The sequence below is a fragment of the Flavobacterium sp. CG_9.10 genome (assembly GCF_015752245.1).
Lineage (GTDB): Bacteria > Bacteroidota > Bacteroidia > Flavobacteriales > Flavobacteriaceae > Flavobacterium.
The window spans coordinates 39,561-65,600 of record NZ_JADOVD010000017.1 but is presented as its reverse complement, the minus strand read 5'-3'; the positions used below and the strand labels follow the sequence as shown (position 1 = coordinate 65,600).

Genomic DNA, 26,040 nt, shown 5'->3' with positions numbered 1-26,040 from the left:
TGAATTGTAAATTATGAATCTCCAATGATTCTTAGGGAACAGTAAGGCTGTTTAAAATACGGACTAAACTAAAAACAAAAAACCCTGAAATGTTTACATTTCAGGGTTTTCCAATTTATAACTTATAATTTATAACTCATAATTATTTTAAGCTTCCTACCATGTCTTCCGGTTTAACCCAAGCATCAAAATCTTCTGGCGTTACGTAACCCAAACGAACGGCTTCCTCTTTTAGAGTTGTCCCGTTTTTATGCGCTGTTTGAGCAATTTCAGCCGATTTATAATATCCAATTTTAGTATTCAATGCAGTAACAAGCATTAAAGAATTATCAACTAATTCTTTGATTCGTTTGTAGTTAGGCTCGATTCCTTGTGCGCAATGTTCGTCAAAAGACATACATGCATCACCTAATAATCTGGCTGATTGCAAGAAGTTAGCCGCCATCAACGGTTTAAATACGTTCAATTCATAATGACCTTGCATTCCACCAACAGATATAGCAACATCGTTCCCCATAACTTGTGCGCAAACCATAGTTAATGCTTCACATTGAGTAGGATTTACTTTTCCTGGCATAATGGATGAACCTGGTTCGTTTTCTGGAATGATGATTTCACCAATTCCTGAACGTGGTCCAGAAGCCAACATACGAACGTCATTTGCAATTTTATTTAATGAAACTGCTAATTGTTTTAATGCGCCATGAGATTCAACAATGGCATCATGAGCCGCTAGAGCTTCAAATTTATTTTCGGCAGTTACGAATGGATGTCCAGTGAATTCAGCAATATATGCAGCTACTTTTACATCATAACCTTCAGGAGTATTTAAACCTGTTCCTACTGCAGTTCCACCCAAAGCCACTTCTGATAAGTGTGCCAATGTATTTTTAACCGCTTTTAAACCATAATTCAATTGTGCTACATATCCTGAAATTTCTTGCCCTAAGGTAAGTGGAGTGGCATCCATTAAATGGGTACGACCAATCTTAACTACAGTATTGAATTCTACCGCTTTTGCATGAAGTGTATCTCTTAATTTTTCAACACCTGGAATCGTAATTTCTACTACTGCTTTATACGCTGCAATATGCATTCCTGTTGGAAAAGTATCATTAGATGATTGGGATTTGTTGACATCATCATTGGCTTTGATAAATTGTTCGCCTTCGCCAATGTTGAATCCTTTTAATACTTGGGCACGATTAGCAACTACTTCATTTACGTTCATGTTACTTTGCGTACCTGAACCAGTTTGCCAAATTACCAATGGAAATTCGTCGTCTAATTTACCAGCTAGGATTTCGTCACAAACAGCAGCGATTGCATCTCGTTTTTCGATTGGTAAAACGCCTAAATCACAATTAGCGTAAGCAGCTGCTTTTTTTAAATAAGCAAATCCTTCAATAATTTCTTTAGGCATGGAAGCCGAAGATCCTATTTTGAAATTGTTTCGGGAACGTTCTGTTTGTGCTCCCCAATATTTGTCTGCAGGAACCTGCACTTCACCCATCGTGTCTTTTTCTATTCTGAATTTCATTTTTATGATGTTAAATTGTGTGTGTTCGCTTTTTGTTTGAAACTAGCCCCGATAGAAGTGGAAATCCTTTTATGCCGTCCCGAAACTTCGGGACGACATAAAAGATTATAACGGATAGCGGGAAATAGCTCCAAATTCTCAGCCCAAAAATACGGATAATTCCCTTTTTATAAAAATTGATTCGTAGTTTTTGTTGTTTTTTATTGGTATGAAAAGGAATTAAACTTACATTTGTGGCTACATTCAAAATTCCGGAAAACATGTTTGAATTTTCACAGTACTTAGGCTTTTTACTTTTCTTAACCGTTCTTACTATAGGATTCTGGTTGATGTTTTTTTTAGTTGGTTTCGTATCTTATTGGATAGGTGGAGCAACTTGGGAAGCGTTTAAAGAGAAAAGAGCTAAAAAGAAGCAACAACAACAATCAGTTTAATCTGATTGTGACATAAAAAAAGGACCCGTTTTTACGAGTCCTTTTTTTTGTGCTTGATTTTATAATTACAAAAAAAGGACTCATTTTCATGAATCCTTTTGTTTGAAATAATAATTAGTCCTGTAAAATGTAAAGTTCAACTTGAAGCAGCTTTTACTGATTACATTTTATATTTATCCTTGGAAGTCTCCTTCACCTTCATTCATGTTCTTCTTAGGTTGTTTTTCCTTTTCGTTTTTCTGTTTGTTGAAACGGTAGGTAAAGGATAAACTGAACTGTCTTTGTCTCCATTGCATTTCTGAATAAGAACTTACAATTCCTGGAAGATAGGTTTCCATGATTCTTTTTCTGGAATTGAATACATCGCTGATGTTGAATGACAGCGTTCCTTTGTCTTTCATGACGTCTTTGCTAAAAGCTAAGTTTGCTGCGAAAACACCTAAACTTTTTCCTTGCGCATTGTTTTGCGGACCGTTATAAGTTGCATTAGTTTGCCAATCTATTTTGTATGGCAAAGTAACTTTTGATGTTATTCTTGTAAACCAAGATGTTGCTGTGTTGTCAAAATTTTGTGTTATCAGCATATTATTGAAATCAGTGTACACGTAATTACCTTGAGTTTGGTTACGGAAGAAATTGAAATTACCGTTTAATTTCCACCATTTGTAAGGAGAATAATTTAAAGTAAATTCAAATCCTGTTCTGTATTCTGTAGCCAAGTTAATTGGGGAACTAATAATTACCGGTGTTCCATTTACAAAATCTCCTGATTCTCTTCTTGCGAATTGGAAAACATCGGTTGTCTTATTGACATATAATGAAGTATTAAAGGTCAACTTTTCCCAGCGTTTAATATATCCTAAATCGATAGCATCAGTATATGCGGGGTTTAAATCAGGATTTCCAACAAAAATATTGATGTTGCTGGACAAGTTGCTGAAAGGATTCAACATTCTTCCCATTGGTCTTTGAATTCTTCGGCTATAACTAATGGAAGCACTGCTTTTATCAGAGACTTCGTATGTAAAAAATGCACTAGGGAAAAAGCTATTGTATTTTTTATTATTGAAATCATTAGTGGCAAGCTGATTAATATCAATATTAGAATCTTCCCAACGTAAACCAAAAAGTGCTGAGAATTTATTCACTTTAAATCCATACTGAGTGTAAATTGCGTTTGTTTTCTCCTTATATTCTAATGTATTGGTGAAGTTACTATTGATTACGCCATCATTTTGGACTTGATAATCAGTAAGCAATTTTATAAAATTTCCACGATATCCTGCTTCAAACTGACTTCCTTTTCCTAGGGGTAATACGTAATCCGTTTGAATTAAATTTCGGCCTTGACTTTGATTATTAATGGTGTTATCAAATTTTATCGTGTTTGAATTTGTTGCCGAGTCACTTATTAACGCAAGGTTTGTATCATCATTTGTAGAAAATGAACCGTCAATAGTTAATTTATGACCGTCTTTTTTGAAGTTTTTAGTAAAATTTGTAGCAAACTCTACGTTTTCACTATCGCTTCCTTCATTATTTATCCGATTTCTTGTGTAAGTATAGACATTGTTTGCGTCGTAATTATTTTGGAACACATTATCAGTATTGTCTCCGGTGCTCTTTCTATAATTGAAGGTATTAGTCCACGAAGTGCTTTTGTCTAAATACCATTCCATACCAAAGTTTCCATTATAGCCTTTACTATATCGGTCGTTTTTTCTAGATTCGTTGATGTAATTTCTCGTTGTGTTATCAGAATTTAAATATCTTGAATTAGTAATTGCATTTCCGGGACTGTTTCTATAATTGTATCCTTGATTTGTAAAAAGGTTAAAATTGGTCGACTTATAGTTAAGCGTTCCACTTATTCCGTGATTATCTGGATAACCGGTTGAAGCAATAAAAGTTCCATTTAAACCAAGGTTTTTTCCTTTTTTCAAAATAATATTTAGTAAACCACCACCACCTTCAGCGTCATATCTAGCTGATGGATTGGTAATAACTTCTACTTTTTCAATAGCATCAGCGGGAATTAATCGCAAAGCTTCGGCGATATTAATAGCATTTGAAGGTTTTCCGTCAATAAGGACTTTCACATTATCGTTGCCACGAAGGCTTACATTTCCTTCAACATCTACGGAAACGGATGGAATATTGTCAAGAACATCACTTACAGTTCCTCCTTTTACCATTAAATCACTACCTACATTATAAACTTTTTTGTCTAATTTAATTTCGACCGTAGTTTTTTCCGATCTAATAACAACTTCATTTAATTGATTTGCATCTTCGTCTAAAGCTATTTGACCCAAATTTGTACTTGTCTGAAGGCTTTTTTGTTTAATTTGATTCAATTTGAAAGAGATAAACTCAATTTTTATATCATAAATTCCAGGAACGAGGTCGATATCAAACTCTCCTTTTGCATTTGTAATTCCACCTGCAACAGGCTTTGGATTATTGGGATATAGAAAAGTAACTGTAGCATATTCAAGCGGTTGTTTACTCACTTTTTCAATTACATTTCCTGTAATTTTAATTTTAGGTTTTGAATTAGGTCCTTGTTGAGCAAAATTTATTAGAGTAGAAAAAAGGAATGCAAAGGTTAAGAGTTGTTTTAATTTTGTTGGCATTATATTAATTTTAGATATTCTTTTTAGATTGTTAAAAGTGGATTTGGTTTAAAAGCCAAATCACAATAAAATGTTAATTAAATTATTGCGATACCGCTAAATGAAACCGGAGACTTTGTCCAGTTCTCTGCCTAATATTGCTTTGTTTCCTATGATGACAATTGGTCTTTCGATAAGAATAGGATAATCGACCATTGCTTGGATAATTTCATCAGGACTCATTTCTATATTTTTGAAATTTTCTATCCAAATTTTCTCTTTTTGACGAACCAATGAAATAGGTTCAAAGTGTAATTTTTTGAGAATTGCTGTTAATTCAATAAAAGTGGGACCATTTTCAAGGTAATTGATGATCTCATATTCTTTTTCAGATTCTTTAATCAGAGCTAAGCAGTTTCTTGATTTTCCACAACGTGGATTATGGTATATTTGTATCATCTAATTTTTTTAGAAAGGAAATTGTAAATTCAATTCATTCTATAAGTGTAACAAAAGTACAATTCGTTACTCTAATTTTAATAATATAAAAAACAAAAATCTATGTTTATAGAACAAGGAATAAGACCAGAAAATAATTTTTGGAAATATATTGGGGGTTCCATATTGATTATTTTCGCCTCTTTTGTCGGTCAGGTTCCTTTATTACTTGCTTTGTATTATGAAACCTATGTGAATGGGAAACCATACCCTACTTCTAATGATGCAATTATGAGTTTTTTTGAACCCAATATGACATTATTTTTAATCCTGATTTCATTCGTTTTTGCGATGCTCGGAATTTTCTTCGTGGTGCGTTATTTGCACAATCAAACGATGCTTTCTATTACAACTTCAAGATCTAAAATGGATTGGAATAGAGTACTTTATTCATTTTCAATTTGGGCAATTTTTACCATTGTAACGACTTTAGCATTCTATTTGTCTAATCCAAGTGACTTTGTAATCAATTTTAAACCCATCCCGTTTTTTATTTTAGTGGTGATAGGAACACTGTTGATTCCAATTCAAACCAGCACCGAGGAATATGTTTTTAGAGGTTATTTGATGCAAGGATTCGCTAATCTGGCAAAAAACAGATGGTTTCCTTTAATTATGACTTCTGTTATTTTTGGTGTCATGCATATTTCAAATCCAGAAGTTTCTAAAATCGGTAATATCATTTTAGTTTACTATGTAGGAACTGGATTATTTTTGGGGGTAATTACTTTAATGGATGAAGGGATGGAATTAGCTTTAGGATTTCATGCCGCTAACAATTTGGTAAGTGCTTTATTAGTAACTTCAGATTGGTCTGCATTTCAAACAAATTCCATTTTTAAAGATATTTCGCAACCTTCAGCAGGATTAGATGTTATATTCCCGGTTGTTATTATTTACCCGATACTTTTATTTATCTTTAGTAAAAAATACAAATGGGTTAATTGGAAAGAAAAATTAACTGGAAAAATAGCATAACAATAATCTATTAATGATTTAAATTTAAGTATCATGAATACAATCACATACAATAACGTAAACAATCATTTTAAACTGAATGGATTTCATTTGGGTAAAAAAGATTTATGCCGAGTAGCTTACAGTTTTATTAAAGAAGGAGATGAGTACGAGAAATCCGTTGGCGATTTTATTCTGGATTGGTTTGATAAAAAAACATATATTGACCTCAATACTTCTGGAACTACCGGAACTCCAAAAATTATTAGAATCGAAAAACAAGCAATGGTAAATTCAGCGTTAGCAACTGGTGATTTTTTCAAATTGAGCCCGGGAGATAAAGCATTACATTGCTTGCCAACTAAATATATTGCTGGAAAAATGATGTTTGTTAGAAGTTTTATTTTGGGTCTTGATATGGATTTTGTAGCGCCCAACTCGCATCCGCTGTTGTATAATGATAAAAAATATGATTTTGTTGCCATGGTTCCGTTGCAAGTTCAGAATTCTTTATCAGAATTAAAAAATGTAAAAAAAATGATTGTTGGCGGTGTTAAAATCAGTAAATCTTTAGAAAAAAGTCTTGCAAAGTTGAAAACGCAAACCTACGAAACGTATGGGATGACAGAAACAATTACGCATATTGCCGCCAAAAAAATAGGCGAAAAGGCTTTTTCTGTTTTACCTAATATTAAAATTTCTCAAGATGAACGGAATTGTTTAGTCATTGATGCGCCACAAATTGCAGAAGATACAATTGTTACTAATGATATCGTAGAATTAATAAATGACACTCAATTTTGTTATGTAGGCCGAATTGACAATGTTATAAATAGCGGTGGAATCAAATTAATTCCAGAGCAAATTGAGGATAAGCTTTCAGGGAAAATTCATTCAAGATTTTTTGTAACAGGGATTCAAGATGCGATATTAGGAGAAAAATTAGTGCTTATTATCGAAGGAGAGAAACAAACATTAGATGAAAATACTTTTGATGAATTAGATAAATACGAAAAACCAAAAGAAGTCTTTTACGTTTTAAAATTTAGCGAAACTGATAACGGGAAAATCAAAAGAAAAGAAATTCAAGAAAGCATCTAGATTTTTTCCAAACCAGAAAGAAATCATTTGTTATATCCAGATGCTATTTTTATGGGTTGTTATTTTTGCATTTTAAAATAGTAATCAGCAGAATGTTATCCACTACCATAAAACAAGAAAAAACTACAAATTGTTAGGTCATTAGGTGCTATCAGTAATAATTCAGCTGGGAAATACTTTTAGCACTTGCCCACTTATTAAAGTTTTTGCAGTATTCGTAGTACTTTGTTGGTACAAAATCACAAATTAAGTTACTAATTTTTAACGACACATATGTTTTTTTCGGAGAAAACAAAATATGATATAATTTTTAAGGGTAATTAACGGACAGCTGTGAAATTTAAAGTGATAAATTCTTATTTACAGTTCCTTTATTAAAACTATCGAAAATTTTTGACCGTGCGTATTTTGAGAATAAGTATGCGATTCTAAATTTTTTAAATATAACTCAAAGTTCAGTTTCTTTTTGCTAAATATTTCACTAAATATATCCTACAACAAGAACCAAAATGTGCAGAACCTTCATCTAATCCCAAAATTGGTTTTGGGTGAAATCTTTTGCTTTACTCTTAGATTAACATTTATCACTAATCATTTTATATCCTTTAAAATCCAATCCATTTCGGGATCGTTTCCTTTAATTCGGTCTTGCAGTGTTGGCGAGATTGGTACATCCGGAAAAATCCCTCTTCCAATACTATCTGTTTTATAAGGAGCAGCCATTAACATTAATCCTATTCTAATTTTCAAGTCGGAATTGGGTAGTTTTATAATAGGCATAAACCCAGCGACGGTTCCGTTATACGCTCCTCCAGTTTCTTCACCCACAAAAGTGGCTCTTTTTGAACCTTTTAGATTCGAGGAAATAATGCTAGATGCCGAAAAGCTAACGCCATTAATAAGAACATAAATTTTTCCTTTAAAGGAATTTTTATTCACTTTATTATGTTTTGTTTGTGTTGCGTAACTATTTTTTCCGTCTTTATCCTTGTGAACCGTCAAAGCTAAATACGAATATAGTAATGGAGAAAAAATAGTTTTTATCGTTTTTACAGCAAAGGAACCTCCATTAAAATAGGCACCTTCAAATAAACTTGATTTTGAGACTACTTCAGATTTGTCCAAAAATACAAAGGCAGAGTCTGATAAGTAGGAGTATAAGTTAACGATTTCACTCAAGCGTCCACCTCCATTATTTCTCAAATCAAGAACAAGTATTTTAGATTTATTTATTTCAATTTTTCTAAAACTTTCTTTGTAAAAAGTTCTAAAATCTCCGTTCTTAAAGCCTCTGATTTTGATTACCGCAACACTGCTGTCTTTCTCCTCAAAGTGTATGTTTCGACTATAATTTTTTGAAACGGAGTCATAACCATTAACTCTTTTCTTCTTTTTAATTGCCTTTGATTTTGCTTTCTCCACCGCAGTTAACTTGATTGGAATTTTTTTTACCCGTTTTTTAGTTGTGTCTTCCTTAAGTCTTCTGATTGTAATTACTTTTAAGCTATCATTAAATTTAAAATTATAAGTAAGACTATCTTTTATACCATTTTGAGTGCTAAAAAATGAAGAAAATCTCCTGCCAGAACTACGGCTTTTTAAAGTAGAATTATAGCCATCGGAACTATAGTACTGATTGTATTCTTGAATTAAATCTGCAGGTTTTGTTCCGTTTACCGCAACAACTTCTGTTCCCGCTTTTATGGTTTTATTATAAGATTTGTTTTTGATAACATACAATTTATCATCAATAAAATCAAAATCAAATTGAGATAATGGCCCTGTTCCTTTTTTAAGAAGTGCTTTAGTTTCCTTTTTTGTCATTAATTTTTCAGGAGGATATAAAAAGGTATGTCCTTGCCTTACTGCTGAAACTACGGGACTCAATTTTTTGTAAAAAGCAAGAGGAGTGAGGGGTTCAGTAATCGTTGATTTTAGACTGTCAAATTTATAATCTAGATCTTTTTTAGCTATATACCAATATAAATTAGGATGTAAATGCTGTAATTTTTTATAAGTAAAATCAACATCCGATTTCAGCTTATCTACTCTTATTAGATCAGTTAACTGCTCATTGTGTTTTTTTACAGAACTACATTGGGCAAAAAATAAGAGGATGAAAACGTATGGAATTATTTTTTTCATGCTTTTTGAAAAAGGGTTTTTGTCTTTTGTTGTTCTAGTATGCAACCGAGTAGCTATTTTGTTTTTCAACTTAAATTTATCTTATTTCTTCTTTAGTTATTACTTTCTCGTATGCTTTTCTGCTGCTTCCTCTAAAATACACTTCGCCACAATAGGTGTACCCTAATTTTTCAAGAACTTTCATCATGGCAAAGTTATCAAAATTAGTATCTGCTTTGATGCTGAAAATGTTGTTGCTCAACGCAAATTCTTCTATGAATCTCACTAATTTTGTTGCTAAGCCTTTGCCTAAATGATGTTCGGAAATCGCTATACGATGAACTACTACAAAATCATCGTTCGTTAGCCATTTCCCTTCTATTTTTTTATAAGCAGGTTCGTCATTGATTAACAGCGCACTATAGCCGATGATAGTATCTCCTTCTATCAAAACAAATCCCGCATTTTTGTCAATGTCGTTTTGTATCACTTCCGGATTTGGATAACCGTCTTGCCATTGATTACTCCCGTCTTGTTTTCTACGTGCTATTGCCTGCTGTAAAATAGCCCATATTTGAGGAAGTTCTGATGGTATGGCTTTTCTAAATTGGTAGGTCATTAGTAAGATAAGTTTTTTATTGGAGGATTGTTTTGGTTATTTTATGTTAGTGGGCATAAGTGGGACGCTCGCGCTAGCTAGCTTTGCAGGTAGTTTTTTAAATATGAGGAGTAATTCTGTTTTCGATTTTGTCATCAACTTCTTGTTGAAGTATGTTTTTGATATAAGTTATAAAATCTTCAACAGCTTGAGCATTCAAGGGATTTATTTTTATATATTCTTCTCTTTTTTCCTTTATTATTTGGGTCCATCTTCTTTGTGTATACTTAACTGCCATGTCTTTATAAAGATTTTCTTTTATTATTCTCAAAGTAGCACTTATATCCAGTGATAAAATGCAAAACATTGTTTCCATATCTTCTTCTAAATTTTCTCCATCTTCGTCAACTTCAAATATTTTTTTTAGTTTTTTATAATTATTTGTAACAGTGAAACATTTTTCAAACGTATCAATAGAGTTTATATGAGCAAATTTGTTTCTAATCTCCATGAATATTTGGAATTTTTCCCTATGTAATTTGTCAAGTTGATTCAAATCTAATAACAAGTTTGCTTTGGCATTAAAGCTTAGAGCTTGGGTCGTAATACCAAAAGATTTAGATTCTTCCGGTATTATCCCAAGTAGTTTTGCAAGTACAAGATTGATTGCTTCTTCTGTTTTTACAGATAACTCTATTACTAATCCTCTAGGAGTATGTTTGATTTCGTTTTTCATAAAATTACTTCTAACTCTTAATTATTCGTGAAAAACCTTCATATTTCTAATCTAAAATAAATTAATCTACGAAACTTTGTTTTGTTTTATTTCTCAAATATAAAGAAATAAACTACAAGAAAAAAGTAGGAATCCTATTGTTTTTTAAATGAAATTGTTGTGAAAATAGTCCGTAGTCATGTAGCCCCGATAGCAGCGGCATCTCCCGCCTTTTTGGCGGGAATACAGCGGATAGCGGGAGGGATGTTGTTATGGAAATAGGTGTTTCTGCTCCTAGAAATAAAAACGATTAACTTCGTTGAGTCTGAAGGTTTCTCGATAAATTTTTTGTTGCATTTCATTGCACAAAAAAACACTCGAATCGACGTTTTTAATAATGAATTACACCTGAATCACACCTAAATTAAATTTCTTTTCAATAGGGGAGTGATTCGCCGCTTCGATACCCATAGATATCCAAGTTCGAGTGTCCAACGGATCAATAATAGCATCGGTCCACAATCTGGAAGCGGCGTAATACGGAGAAGTTTGCTCGTCGTATCTTGCTTTGATTTTGTCAAATAGTGCTTTTTCTTTGGCCTCATCAACGATTTCTCCTTTTGCTTTAAGCGAAGAAGCTTCAATTTGTGCCAATACTTTCGCTGCTTGTGTTCCGCCCATAACGGCTAGTTCCGCGCTTGGCCAGGCGAAAATTAATCTTGGGTCATACGCTTTTCCGCACATGGCATAATTTCCGGCTCCATAAGAATTTCCAACAATTACGGTGAATTTTGGAACTACCGAGTTAGAAACCGCATTCACCATTTTGGCACCATCTTTAATGATACCGCCATGTTCTGATTTGGATCCAACCATAAAACCGGTAACGTCTTGAACAAAAACCAAAGGAATTTTCTTTTGGTTGCAATTGGCAATAAAACGAGTGGCTTTATCAGCGGAATCAGAGTAGATAACGCCCCCAAATTGCATTTCGCCATTTTTGGTTTTTACTACTTTTCGTTGGTTAGCAACGATTCCCACTGCCCAACCATCGATTCTGGCATAGCCGGTAATAATTGTTTGACCGTAACCGTCTTTGTAAGCTTCAAACTCGGAATTATCAACCAAACGATTAATGATATCCATCATGTCGTATTGCTCATTACGAGCTTTCGGTAAAATTCCATATAGGTCATTTTCATCTAAAGCTGGTTTTGCCGCTTTTATTCGGCTGTAACCTGCTTTGTCGAAATCACCAATTTTATCAACTATATTTTTTATTTTGTCTAATGCGTCTTTGTCATCTTTGGCTTTATAATCGGTAACTCCCGAAATTTCACAGTGCGTAGTTGCTCCGCCCAATGTTTCATTATCGATGCTTTCGCCAATGGCTGCTTTGACTAAATAACTTCCTGCCAGGAAAATACTTCCTGTTTTTTCAACTATAAGCGCTTCATCACTCATAATTGGCAGATAAGCTCCACCAGCGACGCAACTTCCCATAACTGCGGAAATTTGAGTAATTCCCATGCTGCTCATCTGCGCGTTATTTCTAAAAATCCTTCCAAAATGTTCTTTGTCCGGAAAAATTTCGTCTTGCAAAGGCAAATACACTCCCGCACTATCCACTAAATAGATGATTGGCAATCTATTTTCCATGGCGATTTCTTGCGCACGTAGATTTTTCTTAGCGGTAATAGGAAACCAAGCGCCTGCTTTAACCGTGGCATCATTGGCCACGACAATGCATTGCTTTCCTCTGATGTATCCTATTTTTACAACAACTCCACCGGAAGGACAACCACCATGTTCTGCATACATTCCTTCACCAACAAAGGCTCCAATTTCAATACTTTTAGCTTTGGCGTCAAGCAAATAATCAATGCGTTCTCGAGCAGTCATTTTGCCTTCGCCATGTAATTTTTGGATGCGTTTTTCGCCACCTCCCAATTTAACGATGCTCAATTTTTGTCGTAATGCAGAAAGTAAAAGTTTATTGTGGTCCTCGTTTTTATTGAAGTTCAAATCCATGATGAAATAGTTGTTAAATAATTAGTGCTAAATTAAAAAAATTATGGAATAAATTTCATAAAATTATTTAGTTTAGAACATTAATCGAATATATTCTTGATATTAAAGCAAAAAAACAGAACCTAAATCCTGTTTTTTTATGAATTTAATAATAAACTTGATATTTATTTTTTTGAATCAGTAACCATTCTTTTTAAAATAGCCCATTGTCGTAATGCATCACGTGCTTCTACAGCCGGGTATCCTAGCATTGTTTTTCCCGCGGGAATATCTCCAGTTACCCCGGAACCAGCGCCTATCACAGCTCCGTCACCAATAGTTACGTGGTCTTTTATCGAAGCGCTTCCGCCAATAATAACACCATTTCCTAACGTAACTGAACCTGCCAATCCACTATTTCCGGCCATAATGCAAAATTTACCCAATTTACTATTATGACCAATTTGCACTAAATTGTCAATTTTGCAGCCATCTCCTATTATTGTAGAACTGAATTTTCCTCTATCAACACAACTGTTTGCTCCAATTTCGACACCATTACCTATAATTACATTTCCAATATGTGGAATTTTCACTAAACCTTTTTCGGCACAAGGTCTAAATCCGAAACCATCTGCTCCAATTGTTGCATTTGGGTGGATGATACAATCGTTTCCAATTTGGGACCGTTCTCTAATTACAGCTCCTGACCAAATGATCGTATTTTTTCCTATAGTACATTCGTCGAGAATAGTTGCGTTTGGATAAATGGTGGTGTTTTCTCCAATTTTGACCTTTGGCCCAATATAGGATCCCGCTCCAATTTTTGAGCCAACACCAATAAGCGCTGATTTATCTACAGTGGCAGTTGGATGAATTTCTACATAGAATTGAGGCATTGGACGTGCAAAAAGTTCCAATACTTGCGACATCGCTAAATCCGCATTTTTTACTTTTATAAAAGCCCTATTTTCTCCTGGTGCGATCGAAATATCTTCGTTTACAACAGCTACACAAGCTTTGGATTTTTCCCAAAATTTTTCGTATTTTTTATTTCCAATAAACGAAATTTCCGAAGTCTTAGCAACTTCAAGTTGTTCTGGTGCAGTAATATTTTGGGAAGTATTCCCTACAAGAATTCCTTTTAGGACTTCATTTATTTCTTGGACTGTGTAGGATTTCATTGGATTTGTAATAGATTTGTTTGGGTATTTTCACCAAATAAAACAATTTACAGTTGTAATTCCAAATCTTTCATAATTTCTTAACAAGTTCAAAACTGGTCGAGTTTGAGCTATCATCCTAAAATGCAATATTTTATCCTTAAGTTTGCCGGTTAATTTATATACGTTACTATGAGAATTCTTCGACTAAAAATTTCTTTCTTTCTAGTTCTTTCTTCTTCTTTTATTGCAAATGCTCAGATTCAAGCTTTATTTAATAATAAAACCCAACTCCGAAATATGACGGAACGCTGGGAACTAGATACAACTGCCGTTAGAGGAACTTTTTTAGTCACTCCTTATAAGCCGATGTATGTTTTACCGGTTCAATGGACTAGTTCATCTAATGAAAGACCTACTTCTGGAAATGTCGATCCTGATTATATTGCGCCTGATGGAGTTGATTATAATAACGTTGAGTCAAAATTTCAATTAAGTTTTAAGACAAAAGTATTACAAAACTTTTTTTGGGGACACGGAGATTTTTGGGTTGCCTATACTCAAATATCCCACTGGCAGATTTATAATACTAAATTATCGCGCCCTTTTAGGGAAGTAAATTATGAACCGGAATTGATTCTAAACTTTCCTGTAAAATTTAAACTTTTTGGTTTTAATACTCGAATGATTGGTATGGCCGTAAATCATCAATCAAACGGAAAAAGTGATCCCTTTTCTCGTAGCTGGAACAGAGTTATACTTCATGCCGGATTTGAGCGCAATAATTGGAGTATTTATGTTAGGCCATGGTTTATATTGCCAGCCGCAAAAAATGATAATCCCGATATTGCAGAGTATATTGGACGGGGGGATGTGAATATAATTTATGCTAAAAACGGAAATATTTTATCATTTATTGGAACTCATAATTTGAATTTTAATTCAAAATCAAAAGGTGGCGCTTCATTTTCCTGGTCGTACCCAATTAAAAATAATTTAAAAGGTTTTTTTCAGGTTTCTCATGGTTACGGGGAATCATTGATAGATTATAATCACTCTCAAACTACAGTTGGTCTTGGAGTTTCATTAATAGAATGGCTTTAGGTTTTAAAATTACTGTTTTAAAAATCTGTACTCAAACATTGTAATGGTCTTGCGATAAATTGGCTAGGTTTGTTAATGAGAGTAAAAGTGCTTTTAAAATACTACCGTGAGTTTTTGCTAGTTTTTAAATAATAAATCCATCATTAAAATGAAAATATTAAACCGTTTTTTGTTTTTGCCCGCAGTACTGTTTTTTTATAATAGCCTTCAGGCTCAAACAAAAAATAGTACGGTCAAAAATGCATTATTAATTGCAGAGCAAAATAAAAGTAAATTAGAAAATAGTGAACAATTATTGGTAGTGTATAATTATCAGCCAGAAAGTTATAGCGCTTTTTTTGTAACCTTAGAGAGAAAAGAGGGCTATTGGATGGTTAAATATGATCCGGTACAAGTTGGTATTGGGAAAAATGGTTTTGCATCACCGCTTAGTAAACTTGAAGGCGACGGCAAGTCCCCAACTGGTATATTTCGTTTAGGTAAATTATTTACTTATGAAAAACAGTTCGGCACACTACTGGAAAACCAACAAACAACTAAAGACGACAAATGGATTGATGATCCAAATTCTGATGATTATAATAGATACGTAAGAGGCTCTACCGATGCAAAATCGTATGAAAACCTTTTGCTAAATAATGATGCTTACAAATATTGTATGGTTATAGAATACAATACCAACCCAGTTGTAAAAGGAAAAGGTAGCGCTATCTTTCTTCATTTGGGTGTAAAAAAACCTTATTTTACTGCTGGTTGTGTTGCAATTAATGAAGAAAATATGAAGTTGATAGTAAATTGGTTGGATCCCAAACTAAACCCAATAATAATTATGGGTAATTTTAATGATTTAAAAAATGGTCTGTAAATTTTGCGATGGCACTAGTCTAAAAAATAAGTTTTAAAAATTAAAAAAAGTCCCCTCAAACATTTCGATAAACGAAAGTTGAGGGGATTTTTATATAATTTAGTTTGTGTTTTATGACATTCACTGAAAACTGACTACTATTCCTCTTCCCGTTGTCCCATCATCATAAGATAGGCTTTAAGGAATTCATCGATTTCGCCATTCATTACGCCATCAACATTGCTGGTTTCGTAGCCTGTTCGTACGTCTTTTACCAATTTATAAGGTTGCATGACATAGTTACGAATCTGGGAACCCCATTCTATTTTCATTTTTCCGGCTTCAATATCAGCGCGTTGTGCTTGCTGTTTTTTTAATTCAATTTCGTACAACTGAGAACGTAACATCTGCATAGCACGTTGTCTGTTATCTTGCTGTGATCGGGTTTCAGAACATTGAATTTGGATTCCTGTAGGTTTATGAACTAATTGTACTTTGGTTTCCACTTTATTTACATTTTGTCCCCCCGCACCGCTGGATCGTGAAGTTGTAATTTCAATATCAGCAGGATTAATGTCAATCTCGATACTGTCATCTACAAGTGGATATACATAAACCGAAGCAAACGAGGTATGCCTTTTGGCATTACTGTCAAAAGGGGAGATACGAACTAAGCGATGAACGCCATTTTCTCCTTTTAAATATCCAAAAGAATAATCGCCTTCAAATTCGAGTGTAACAGTTTTTATACCAGCCGCTTCGCCTTTTTGAAAATTCAGTTCTCTTATTTTGTAGCCGTATTTTTCGCCCCACATCATGTACATACGCATCAGCATTTCTGCCCAATCACAACTTTCGGTACCACCGGCACCTGCTGTAATCTGAACAACTGCACTCAAAGTATCGCCTTCATCCGAAAGCATGTTTTTGAATTCAATCGCTTCGATATGAGATTGAGTTGATACGTATTGTTCGTCTAATTCCTCCGCTGTAAGTTCTCCTTCTTTATAAAAATCATAAGCAAGCTGCAACTCGTCAGTCATTTCGACTGCTTTGTTGTAATCCTCAATCCATTTTCTTTTATTTCTAAGATTTTTTACAATGAGTTCAGCTTCTTTTGCGTTATTCCAAAAGTCGGGCGCAAAAGTTTTCTCTTCTTCGTTAGAAATTTCAATTAATTTGGCATCAACGTCAAAGATACCTCCTTAACGCACCAAGGCGCTCTACAATACCTTTAATTTGTTCGGTAGTTGTCATAAATTATGTAATTTTGTGGCACAAAAATAGATAATTTTTTACGTAGAGACAAGTCGCGACTTGTCCGTATCAAAAATAATAAAAAATAATATGGAAATAAATTTAGTTAGCGATACGATTACTAAGCCGTCATACGAAATGTTACAGTATATGTTTAAAGCCCAAGTGGGTGATGATGTGTACAAACAAGATCCTACAGTTATTGAACTTGAAGCCAAAGTTGCCGCAATGTTTGGCATGGAAGCCGGTCTTTTTTTTCCGTCAGGAACCATGGCTAATCAAACGGCGATAAAATTGCATACACAACCCGGAGAACAATTGATAGCCGATAAATATGCGCATGTTTATCATTACGAAGGTGGTGGTGTTTCTTTCAACAGTGGCGTTTCTTGTTGTTTGTTAGACGGAAATCGCGGAATGATTACTGCGGAGCAAGTTGCCGGAGCGATTAATGATCCTGAGTTTTATCACAGTCCGTTAACGAGTTTGGTATGTGTGGAGAATACAACTAATAAAGGTGGCGGTGCTTGTTATGAAATTGAAGATTTGCAAAAAATAAAGCAGGTTTGTGATGCCAATAATTTGAAGTTTCATATGGATGGAGCCCGAATTTGGAATGCATTGGTAGCCAAAAAACAAGACCCAAAACAATTCGGGAAGTTGTTTGATACCATTTCTGTTTGTTTGTCCAAAGGTCTTGGAGCACCAATTGGTTCGGTGTTATTGGCAGATAAAGCAACTATTCACAGGGCTTTAAGAATCAGAAAAATTTTAGGAGGAGGAATGCGTCAGGTGGGATATCTTGCTGCAGCAGGAATTTACGCTTTAGATCATAATATCGAGCGTCTTGCCGAGGATCATCGAAGAGCGAAAGAAATAGCCGACGTATTGAAAAAAGTGAATTGGGTAGCATCGGTAGAGCCTGTTGAAACTAATATTTTAATTTTTTCTTTGGCAAGTAACGTTAATGATACCGTTTTGATAGAAACATTAAAACAGAAAAATATTTCCATTAGTTCTATGGGTCATGGAAAATTAAGAATCGTTACACATCTTGATTATCGAGAAGTAATGCATACGTATGTACTAGAAACTTTGGAGAAATTAACCTTCTAGTTTAAAAAAGTTTAAGGTTTAAAGTTGTGCAATAATCAACTTTAAACCTTAAACTTTATTTTTTTTATTTAAATAAATTATCCATTCCTGGAATCATTGGCATATCCATTTTTGCAACAGCATCAAGTTCAGCTTCATTTGTTTTAGTAGCTTTTTCAATTGCTTTATTCAAAGTTAAAATCAAATAATCTTCCAGTTGCTCTTTGTCTTCCAGTAAAGAATCGTCAATTGTAATTGATTTTATTTTTCTATTGGCAGTCAAAGTTACTTTCAATAAACCATCTGTACTTTGCTCATCGATAAGAACAGTGTCCAAACGTTTTTTTGTATCCTCTATTTTTTGTTGGGTTTCTTTAAGATTTCCCATCATTCCCATTAAATCCATTTTGATAAATTTTAAATTATTGAAATACGAAATTACTACATTCAAAGGAATAACCAATGTTAAATTAGATGAAAAACGGAGTCGTTTTGAAATGACTTTGTGTTATTTTTGTAAATTCACATAAATAATAAACTCGTAAAATGTCAGAAAATATACAACCGCCTGTCGCTAAAATAATTCCTAAAAAACTAGAAAATTTAGGAGATTCAAGAACTGATAATTATTTTTGGATGAACGATAGAGAAAATCCGGAAGTTATTGACTACTTGAATAAGGAGAATGAGTATTATCAAAAAAGTACTGCGCATACCAAAGATTTTCAAAAAGATTTATTTGAGGAAATGAAAGCCCGCATCAAGGAAGACGACGAATCGGTTCCTTATTTATATAATGGTTACTTCTACATTTCTCGTTTTGAGAAAGGAAAAGATTACCCTATTTATTCTCGAAAAAAGGAAAGCCTTTCGGCAAAAGAAGAAATCATGTTCGACTGCAATGAAATGGCTAAGGGACAACCTTTCTTTCAATTTGGGGGGATGAGCATTAGTATGGATAATAAATTAGCGGTTTTTAGTTTTGATATTGTTGGAAGAAGAATATATACTGTTCAAGTTAAAAATTTAGAAACCAATGAAATTTTAGATGATAAAATAGAAAAAGTGACCGGAACTGCGGTTTGGGCAAATGACAACAAAACTATTTTTTATTCCAGTCAGGATGAAGTTACCTTACGATCGGATAAAATTTTCAAACATAAATTGGGTACAAAAACTACGGAAGATATTTTAGTTTATTTCGAAAAAGACGATACTTACAATGTTGAAATTGCCAAATCTAAATCCAAAAAATATTTGGCAATAGAATCGGGTAGTACATTAACAACGGAATATAGAATCCTAAATGCCGACAATCCTGACGGGAAATTTGAAATTTTTCAAAAACGAATTCGCGGAGTAGAATATAGCATCAATCATTATAAAGACAGTTTCTATATTATGACCAATGCTGATGATGCGGAGAATTTCAAATTGATGAAAACACTCGAAACGGCTACAACCAAAGAAAATTGGACAGAAGTTATTGCGCATCGAGAAGATGTTTTATTGGAAGATATCGAGATTTTTGCCAAATATTTAGTGGTCGAAGAGCGTTCTAACGGTTTGAATAAAATCCGTATTATGCCTTGGAGTGGAGAAGGGGAATATTATTTGCCTTTTGAAAGCGAAACCTATACGGCATATAGTACGACCAACGTTGATTTTGACACAGAAATTTTGCGTTACGGGTACCAATCTTTAGCGACACCTTCTTCGGTTATTGATTTCAACATGAGGACTAAAGAAAAAGAAATCAAAAAGGAGCAACAAGTTCTTGGTGGTAAATTTGATAAAAATAATTACACCGAAGAACGAGTTTGGGCTACTGCCGCTGATGGTACAAAAGTGCCAATCTCAATGGTGTATAGAAAAGACATAAAAAAAGACGGTAAAAATCCCTTGCTGCAATATGCTTATGGTTCTTACGGACATTCTATGGATGCCACTTTTTCTTCTACCAGGTTGTCATTATTAGATAGAGGATTTATATACGCTATTGCACATATTCGAGGAGGTGAAGATTTAGGAAGACAATGGTATGATGACGGGAAATTATTAAAAAAGAAAAATACTTTTACTGATTTTATAGATTGTTCTAAATTTTTAATAGCGCAAAAATACACCTCACCAGAGCATTTATATGCCGAAGGCGGTTCAGCAGGAGGATTATTAATGGGGGTTATAGTAAATATGGCACCAGAATTATACAAGGGTGTTATAGCACAAGTTGCTTTTGTGGATGTAATAACCACGATGCTTGATGATAGTATTCCGCTTACAACCGGGGAATATGATGAATGGGGAAATCCAAATAAAAAGAAATATTACAAGTATATGCTGTCTTATTCACCTTATGATAACTTGAAGAAACAAAATTATCCTAACATGTATGTTTCTACGGGTCTTCATGACTCTCAGGTGCAATACTGGGAACCGGCTAAATGGGTGGCTAAATTGCGAACTATGAAAACAAATAATACCGTTTTATATCTTGATACAAACATGGATGCAGGTCATGGAGGAGCATCTGGACGATTTGAGGCGCTAAAGGAATTAGCTAAAGAATTCAGTTTTTTATTAGATTTAGAAGAAATTAAAAAGTAATTCAAAAAATTTTGTTAAATTTGCAATGTTTCGAGGTTAAATAAAAAGCTCCTTGAGTAACTATTTTTTTATGAAAGAAGAAATAAACGCTTATAATAATGTATTAGAATTAATAGGTAATACTCCACTTATTAAGCTAAATAGAGTCACCGAAGAGTTAGAAGGTAATTTCTACGCGAAGGTTGAAGCTTTTAATCCGGGACATTCTTCTAAAGACAGAATAGCATTATACATAATCGAAGAGGCGGAAAAAAAGGGGATTTTATCTCCAGGTGATACCATAATTGAAACTACATCCGGAAATACCGGTTTTAGTTTAGCAATGGTTAGCATTATAAAAGGCTATAATTGTATTCTTGCGGTTAGTTCAAAATCATCCAAAGATAAAATAGATATGCTTCGTAGTTTAGGAGCTAAAGTTTATGTTTGTCCTGCCCATGTTTCTGCCGATGACGAGCGTTCGTACTACAATGTTGCCAAACGTTTGCATGAAGAAACGAAAGGTTCTGTATATATCAATCAATATTTTAATCAATTGAATATTGACGCACATTATAAATCTACCGGACCAGAAATTTGGAAACAAACAAATGGTAAAATTACGCATCTTATCGCTTGTAGCGGAACGGGTGGCACTATATCAGGAACTGCAAAGTACTTGAAAGAGCAAAATCCAAATATTAGAGTTTTAGGTGTTGATGCTTTTGGTTCAGTATTAAAAAAATACCATGAAACAGGAGAGTTTGATAATGATGAAATTTATCCTTACAGAATAGAAGGTTTAGGTAAAAACTTAATTCCATCAGCTACCGATTTTGATATGATTGATAAGTTCATCAAAGTTACCGATGAAGAAAGTGCTCATGCAGCCAGAGAGATTGTAAAAAAAGAAGGTTTATTTGTAGGATATACTTCAGGTGCGGTAATGCAGGCCATAAAACAATATGCCGAAGACGGAGAATTTAACAAGGACAGTAATGTAATTGCTATTTTTCCAGATCATGGTTCTCGTTATATGAGTAAAGTATTTAGTGACGACTGGATGAACGAACAAGGATTCTTTGACAGCATCAATGAAGAAGAAGCTCAAAAAATAGAATTTATAAAATAAATTTAAAATTATAGTTTTATAGTCCCATTTGCTGATGCAAGTGGGACTTTTTTTTGACCATTGATAACACTATTTATTTTAGTAATTCAGGATTACTAAGTATCAATTCTATCTTTTTAATAGTGATTGTGATCTGACTCATTTGCAGCTCTATATTTCTAAAAAAGAGACTAATATCTCTATTGACCCAACTTTCAGAAATAACTCTTGAACCCAAACTAATTCTTAAAATAGCACTTTCAATTTCGTTAGTATATTTTACATCAACTGCTTGACCAATATGACATTTTTGGGCAGCAAGTCGGATGATTTCTAAAGAGGAATCTACAAACTGATCGGATAAATCGGAATTTAATAAAGTATAAAGTTTTTTTACTTTATCGACGGATAAGACTTCATTATCTTTAAAAATAAAGAAAGGAAAAATGGTGCGAATATTTCTTATTCCAAACTCTTTACTGCTGTAACACTTCGTTTTGGTTTCATCACCATAAATAGGCTGTAAAAAAGTAGCCTCTTTTATTGAGTCGTCAACAAAATTGCAAAACATCTCGATACCCATATTTCGGTATAAAATAGGTGTTTTGTAATATCGGTCCATTTCAACTACGGCAGCATTCCAGCGCATATAGGAACCATAGTTGTAACCATCAGATAATTCATTTGAACAGAACCAAGAAGTTGGCCAATCAGAATGATTGTAATATTCTATTAAACCTTTTGGCAATGTGGTTTTTACAGAATGAATTAATTTATTGACACTTTCAGGTAGGATTAATGCGCCGCAATATGGAGGACCCGTGAAGAATTTACTCCCTGTTATGGTAACAATATATCCTTTATTTAAATAATTTTGTATGTCTTTTGGATCTAATCTAAGCTGTGAACCATCTACAATTATCTGAATTGATAAATCTTTAAGTGTATTTAGTTTTTTAATAAAATCATCACTAGGAGATTGATAGCCTAATTTCGATTGATCCATTGTATGCAACACTGCGTGCCTGCCTAGATCTTTGGTTCTGGAAACGGCATTAAATACCTCTTCATCTAATTGATCAGAAGATTTTAACGCGCCATTTTCATCTCTAAAAGGGATTTTAATTAAATCAACATCTCTAAAACCTTCAATTTTATCGCCTTTTTTTATCGGATAATTTAAAGCTGTTGTGTTTTCAAAATGATATCCTTTTAAGGCTGCAGCAACACCACTACCAGTTTCATCAGACGCAACCAGAATATGTGTAATTTCTTTGTCGGAAATAATTTGCGTTATAGCTGCTATTTGAAGTGAAGAATCAGTCCCTGATGGTGAAAATATTATTTCGCATTCCTCATTTAATTTGAATATTTTTCTAAGGTTGTTTTTTAGTAATTCAGAAAACTCGATAGTAGTATTTTTAAAACCATTTTTCAAACTGTTTCTAATTAATATACTTCTAACTTTATCTGTTTTATCAAAAGCAAAATTCGAAACGCTTGACGCTGTCGACGAGGCAAAAGTGAATGCATCAGGTCTTGGAAATGGGCGGCATCCGTACTTATTTAGCAAATGAATTTCGTCGATATTTAATCTGAGATCACCTCCAGACATCAATAAGTATTCTGTAGGTTTTGCTAGATTTTCAACAATAGGTTTCCAAGATTCTTTAAGTTCATAGTTTGAATTTTTTAAACCATGAAAAGATTGTAGCTCTTCGTGTTTTAATGTATATTCTCTATTTAAATCAGTATCATTTTTAATTAAATTAATTAAAACATAATCAAGATTTTCTAATTTTTCTTTATCATCTTTAGGTAGTAAATTATAAAATATTCGAAGCACTTCAAGTGCCGCGATATCACATAATACAGTATCTTTTTTTTCGTGGTCCAAAGCTTTATACCATAGCTGCCATTCGATACCATATCTTAAATAAACTAACGCTAATATGGGCTTGTCTAAAAAAGACGAACCAATTATAATCGATTTATTGGGTACAATTTTGAAAATAGTTGGCTCACTAGTTGAGGTGATAATATTGATGTTATTTATCTTTGGTACGGTATTGAATCTTTTTAAAATGCGAACTAAATAGTTTACATTTTCTTTTTCAAATAAACTTGTTCTTTTATATTGATTTTCAATTAGAATGTTGTTTGTCATAGGTATTATAATTTAAAGCGTTCCTTAGAACGATATTCTTTATTAGCAATATTTCGTTGATTAAATAAACTAATTCAATCAACGACTATATTCTGTAGAAAAATCATCATTAAAACCTGATTTTTCACTTTTGTATTTTTTATTTTAAGCGATAATGTTCTATTTATAAAATAATGATGCTCCAAATTTTTTTTTGGTTTCGCATTTATCAAAAATTCAACAAATATACTGAACTTGCAAACCATGAAAAAAAATATTAAAAGATACTCGTTTGAAAATCTCCCCCATTTAATTTTAGTCTGTTATTTAAACTGTATTTATAAAGGTGGTAATATACCAATTAAAAATAGTATCTAATACGTATATTGATTTATTAACTAAAGGACCTGAGAAAAGGTGATAAGCACAATAGCAACTATGGCTAATAGTAATCCAAAATAATTGTAACCGCTAACTTTCTCTTTAAATACAACTATTCCTACGATGCTTCCTATAATGATTACGCCCATATTCATTGCAGCAAATACTGTAGATGGATTTTTGGCGAAAGCCTGATGTGCTTTAAGATAAAATAAAATATTTCCAAAATTAAACACTCCTACAAGCGCTCCAAAAAGAAAATTTTTACTTTTAAACTGGGCTTTTTTAAATGCTATTTCGTAAAGAACTACTGCCAAAATTAAGATCAGTGAAATTCCAAAAACAATAAATAGCGAAGTTGTAAAAGGTAAGCTTGTCGCCAAAGCGATTTGTTTGAACAAGATGTCTATTGCTCCAAAACCCACTAATACGACCGCTGGATATATCCATTTGTTATTTAAATTGTCGGTTTTTTTTGAAAGTATTAATAGTAAAGCGGGTAGGGCTATCAAGAAGGCAATCAGTTTGATACTGTTGAATTCTTCATTGAATAATAACCAAGCTGCAATTACAGGAATAAAGAGGGAAAGGCGTTGTGCAGCATCTGTTTTTACAATTCCCATGTGCTTGATGGAAGCAGCTAAAAATAAAAATATGGTGGGTAATAAAATCCCTAGCGGAATATAAATACTCCAAGGTGCTGATGTATTAATTGCGGTTAAATCAGGGCTATAAAAGGAATAACAAAGCAATAGGGCAACTACATAATTCCACGCAACTACTTGGGTTGTATTTAAAATGTATTTTCGGCCTACTTTGAAAATCACCCCTACAGTTACGCTACAGAGAATACTTAAAATAAGAAATAACATGGGCTTACTATTAAATGCATACAATTGGAGACAAAAAACTCCAGCCGGAGCCAGAGTTTTATTTATAATTTGGAATGAAGTTTATGCCTCTTCCATTGTATGATACACGTTCATTACGTCATCATCTTCTTCTAATTTTTCAATAAGTTTTTCTACATCGGCCACTTCAGCTTCCGTTAAAGTTTTGGTGATTTGAGGAATTCTTTCAAAACCAGAAGAAAGGATTTCAAGACCTCTGCTTTCCAATTCTTTTTGAATCGTTCCAAAACTATTAAATGGAGCATAAATTAGAATACCATCTTCATCTTCAAAAACTTCTTCAGCACCAAAATCAATTAATTCTAACTCTAATTCTTCTGGATCCATTCCGTTAGCCGGAATTCGGAAGTTACAAGTATGGTCAAACATAAATTCTACTGAACCTTGAGTTCCCATTGTTCCATTACATTTGTTAAAATAACTTCTAACATTAGCAACAGTTCTGTTATTATTATCGGTAGCCGTTTCCACTAGAATCGCTATTCCATGAGGTGCGTATCCTTCAAATAAAACTTCTTTATAGTTGGCAGTATCTTTATCAGTTGCTTTTTTAATAGCGCGTTCCACATTTTCTTTAGGCATATTTGCAGCCTTTGAATTCTGAATAACTGCTCTTAATCTTGAATTAGCATCAGGATTTGGTCCACCTTCTTTAACAGCCATTACGATATCCTTCCCAATTCTGGTAAATGCTTTAGCCATCGCAGACCAACGTTTCATTTTTCTACCTTTTCTGAACTCAAACGCTCTTCCCATTTCTATTTGTTATTTTGAACTGCAAAAATACAGTTATTAGTTATTTTACCAAAATCAATTTAAATTCTTTTCATCTATTAAAGATGATTTGGTC

Annotated in this window: 21 protein-coding genes; 8 read left to right on the top strand and 13 right to left on the bottom strand. The window is 33.4% G+C overall.

The window, feature by feature from the left end; genetic code table 11:
• Positions 1-142 precede the first annotated feature (142 nt).
• Positions 143-1,540: a class II fumarate hydratase gene (gene fumC / locus IWX84_RS13650; protein WP_196851313.1), complete on the bottom strand. Its 1,398-nt coding sequence runs from the start codon at positions 1,538-1,540 to the stop codon at positions 143-145.
• Positions 1,541-1,773: 233 nt separating this feature from the next.
• Between fumC and IWX84_RS13645 the strand changes: the two genes are divergently transcribed.
• Positions 1,774-1,974, top strand: a complete 201-nt coding sequence (locus IWX84_RS13645; RefSeq protein ID WP_196851325.1) for a hypothetical protein — start codon at positions 1,774-1,776, stop codon at positions 1,972-1,974.
• A 173-nt stretch (positions 1,975-2,147) separates the two neighbouring features.
• Here the strand turns inward: IWX84_RS13645 and IWX84_RS13640 are convergent, their stop codons facing one another.
• Positions 2,148-4,610 carry a TonB-dependent receptor domain-containing protein gene (locus IWX84_RS13640; protein ID WP_196851312.1) on the bottom strand — a complete coding sequence of 821 codons (2,463 nt, stop codon included), beginning with the start codon at positions 4,608-4,610 and terminating at the stop codon, positions 2,148-2,150.
• A gap of 96 nt (positions 4,611-4,706) precedes the next feature.
• Positions 4,707-5,048, bottom strand: a complete 342-nt coding sequence (locus IWX84_RS13635; protein ID WP_196851311.1) for an arsenate reductase family protein — start codon at positions 5,046-5,048, stop codon at positions 4,707-4,709.
• Between the two features lie 102 nt (positions 5,049-5,150).
• Between IWX84_RS13635 and IWX84_RS13630 the strand changes: the two genes are divergently transcribed.
• Both IWX84_RS13630 and IWX84_RS13625 read left to right on the top strand, forming a co-directional pair.
• Positions 5,151-6,065 carry a CPBP family intramembrane glutamic endopeptidase gene (locus IWX84_RS13630; RefSeq protein ID WP_196851310.1) on the top strand — a complete coding sequence of 305 codons (915 nt, stop codon included), beginning with the start codon at positions 5,151-5,153 and terminating at the stop codon, positions 6,063-6,065.
• A 33-nt stretch (positions 6,066-6,098) separates the two neighbouring features.
• The gene (locus IWX84_RS13625; protein ID WP_196851309.1) at positions 6,099-7,145 is read left to right on the top strand and encodes an AMP-binding protein; all 1,047 of its coding nucleotides are present in this window, start codon (positions 6,099-6,101) and stop codon (positions 7,143-7,145) included.
• A 591-nt stretch (positions 7,146-7,736) separates the two neighbouring features.
• Here the strand turns inward: IWX84_RS13625 and IWX84_RS13620 are convergent.
• The 5 genes from IWX84_RS13620 to lpxD all read right to left on the bottom strand — a co-directional run bounded on the left by IWX84_RS13620 (position 7,737) and on the right by lpxD (position 13,776).
• Positions 7,737-9,290 carry a S41 family peptidase gene (locus IWX84_RS13620; protein ID WP_196851308.1) on the bottom strand — a complete coding sequence of 518 codons (1,554 nt, stop codon included), beginning with the start codon at positions 9,288-9,290 and terminating at the stop codon, positions 7,737-7,739.
• Between the two features lie 76 nt (positions 9,291-9,366).
• Positions 9,367-9,888: a GNAT family N-acetyltransferase gene (locus IWX84_RS13615; RefSeq protein WP_196851307.1), complete on the bottom strand. Its 522-nt coding sequence runs from the start codon at positions 9,886-9,888 to the stop codon at positions 9,367-9,369.
• A gap of 97 nt (positions 9,889-9,985) precedes the next feature.
• A complete protein-coding gene (locus tag IWX84_RS13610) occupies positions 9,986-10,603 on the bottom strand; it encodes a hypothetical protein (RefSeq protein ID WP_196851306.1) in 618 nt (205 codons plus the stop codon).
• Between the two features lie 381 nt (positions 10,604-10,984).
• Positions 10,985-12,613 carry an acyl-CoA carboxylase subunit beta gene (locus IWX84_RS13605; protein ID WP_196851305.1) on the bottom strand — a complete coding sequence of 543 codons (1,629 nt, stop codon included), beginning with the start codon at positions 12,611-12,613 and terminating at the stop codon, positions 10,985-10,987.
• Positions 12,614-12,777: 164 nt separating this feature from the next.
• On the bottom strand, positions 12,778-13,776 hold the full coding sequence (lpxD, locus tag IWX84_RS13600) for a UDP-3-O-(3-hydroxymyristoyl)glucosamine N-acyltransferase (RefSeq protein ID WP_196851304.1): 999 nt from the start codon (positions 13,774-13,776) through the stop codon (positions 12,778-12,780).
• A 171-nt stretch (positions 13,777-13,947) separates the two neighbouring features.
• On the opposite strand from lpxD, the gene IWX84_RS13595 reads away from it, so the two are divergent.
• Complete coding sequence (locus tag IWX84_RS13595) at positions 13,948-14,859, top strand: phospholipase A (RefSeq protein WP_196851303.1); 912 nt, start codon at positions 13,948-13,950, stop codon at positions 14,857-14,859.
• Positions 14,860-15,007: 148 nt separating this feature from the next.
• The gene (locus IWX84_RS13590) at positions 15,008-15,724 is read left to right on the top strand and encodes a L,D-transpeptidase (protein WP_196851302.1); all 717 of its coding nucleotides are present in this window, start codon (positions 15,008-15,010) and stop codon (positions 15,722-15,724) included.
• A gap of 137 nt (positions 15,725-15,861) precedes the next feature.
• On the opposite strand, the gene prfB is transcribed toward IWX84_RS13590, so the two are convergent.
• Positions 15,862-16,960 (bottom strand): peptide chain release factor 2 gene (gene prfB, locus IWX84_RS13585; protein ID WP_196851301.1). Its coding sequence is split into 2 segments (ribosomal slippage): positions 15,862-16,896 and positions 16,898-16,960, totalling 1,098 coding nucleotides; the frame shifts between segments, so codons are not numbered across the junction.
• A 90-nt stretch (positions 16,961-17,050) separates the two neighbouring features.
• Here prfB and IWX84_RS13580 point away from each other — a divergent pair.
• Positions 17,051-18,076 carry a threonine aldolase family protein gene (locus IWX84_RS13580; protein ID WP_196851300.1) on the top strand — a complete coding sequence of 342 codons (1,026 nt, stop codon included), beginning with the start codon at positions 17,051-17,053 and terminating at the stop codon, positions 18,074-18,076.
• A 64-nt stretch (positions 18,077-18,140) separates the two neighbouring features.
• On the opposite strand, the gene IWX84_RS13575 is transcribed toward IWX84_RS13580, so the two are convergent.
• Positions 18,141-18,461 carry a YbaB/EbfC family nucleoid-associated protein gene (locus IWX84_RS13575; protein WP_196851299.1) on the bottom strand — a complete coding sequence of 107 codons (321 nt, stop codon included), beginning with the start codon at positions 18,459-18,461 and terminating at the stop codon, positions 18,141-18,143.
• A 140-nt stretch (positions 18,462-18,601) separates the two neighbouring features.
• Between IWX84_RS13575 and IWX84_RS13570 the strand changes: the two genes are divergently transcribed.
• Both IWX84_RS13570 and IWX84_RS13565 read left to right on the top strand, forming a co-directional pair.
• Entirely contained in the window at positions 18,602-20,662 is a 2,061-nt protein-coding gene (locus IWX84_RS13570; RefSeq protein ID WP_196851298.1) for a S9 family peptidase, read from the top strand.
• Positions 20,663-20,732: 70 nt separating this feature from the next.
• Positions 20,733-21,773, top strand: a complete 1,041-nt coding sequence (locus IWX84_RS13565) for a PLP-dependent cysteine synthase family protein (protein ID WP_196851297.1) — start codon at positions 20,733-20,735, stop codon at positions 21,771-21,773.
• 73 nt (positions 21,774-21,846) lie between these two features.
• On the opposite strand, the gene IWX84_RS13560 is transcribed toward IWX84_RS13565, so the two are convergent.
• The 3 genes from IWX84_RS13560 to IWX84_RS13550 form a co-directional block, all read right to left on the bottom strand.
• Positions 21,847-23,919: a hypothetical protein gene (locus IWX84_RS13560; RefSeq protein ID WP_196851296.1), complete on the bottom strand. Its 2,073-nt coding sequence runs from the start codon at positions 23,917-23,919 to the stop codon at positions 21,847-21,849.
• A 377-nt stretch (positions 23,920-24,296) separates the two neighbouring features.
• Positions 24,297-25,151, bottom strand: a complete 855-nt coding sequence (locus tag IWX84_RS13555; RefSeq protein WP_196851295.1) for an EamA family transporter — start codon at positions 25,149-25,151, stop codon at positions 24,297-24,299.
• Between the two features lie 81 nt (positions 25,152-25,232).
• On the bottom strand, positions 25,233-25,946 hold the full coding sequence (locus IWX84_RS13550; RefSeq protein ID WP_196851294.1) for a YebC/PmpR family DNA-binding transcriptional regulator: 714 nt from the start codon (positions 25,944-25,946) through the stop codon (positions 25,233-25,235).
• Between the last annotated feature and the right edge of the window lie 94 nt (positions 25,947-26,040).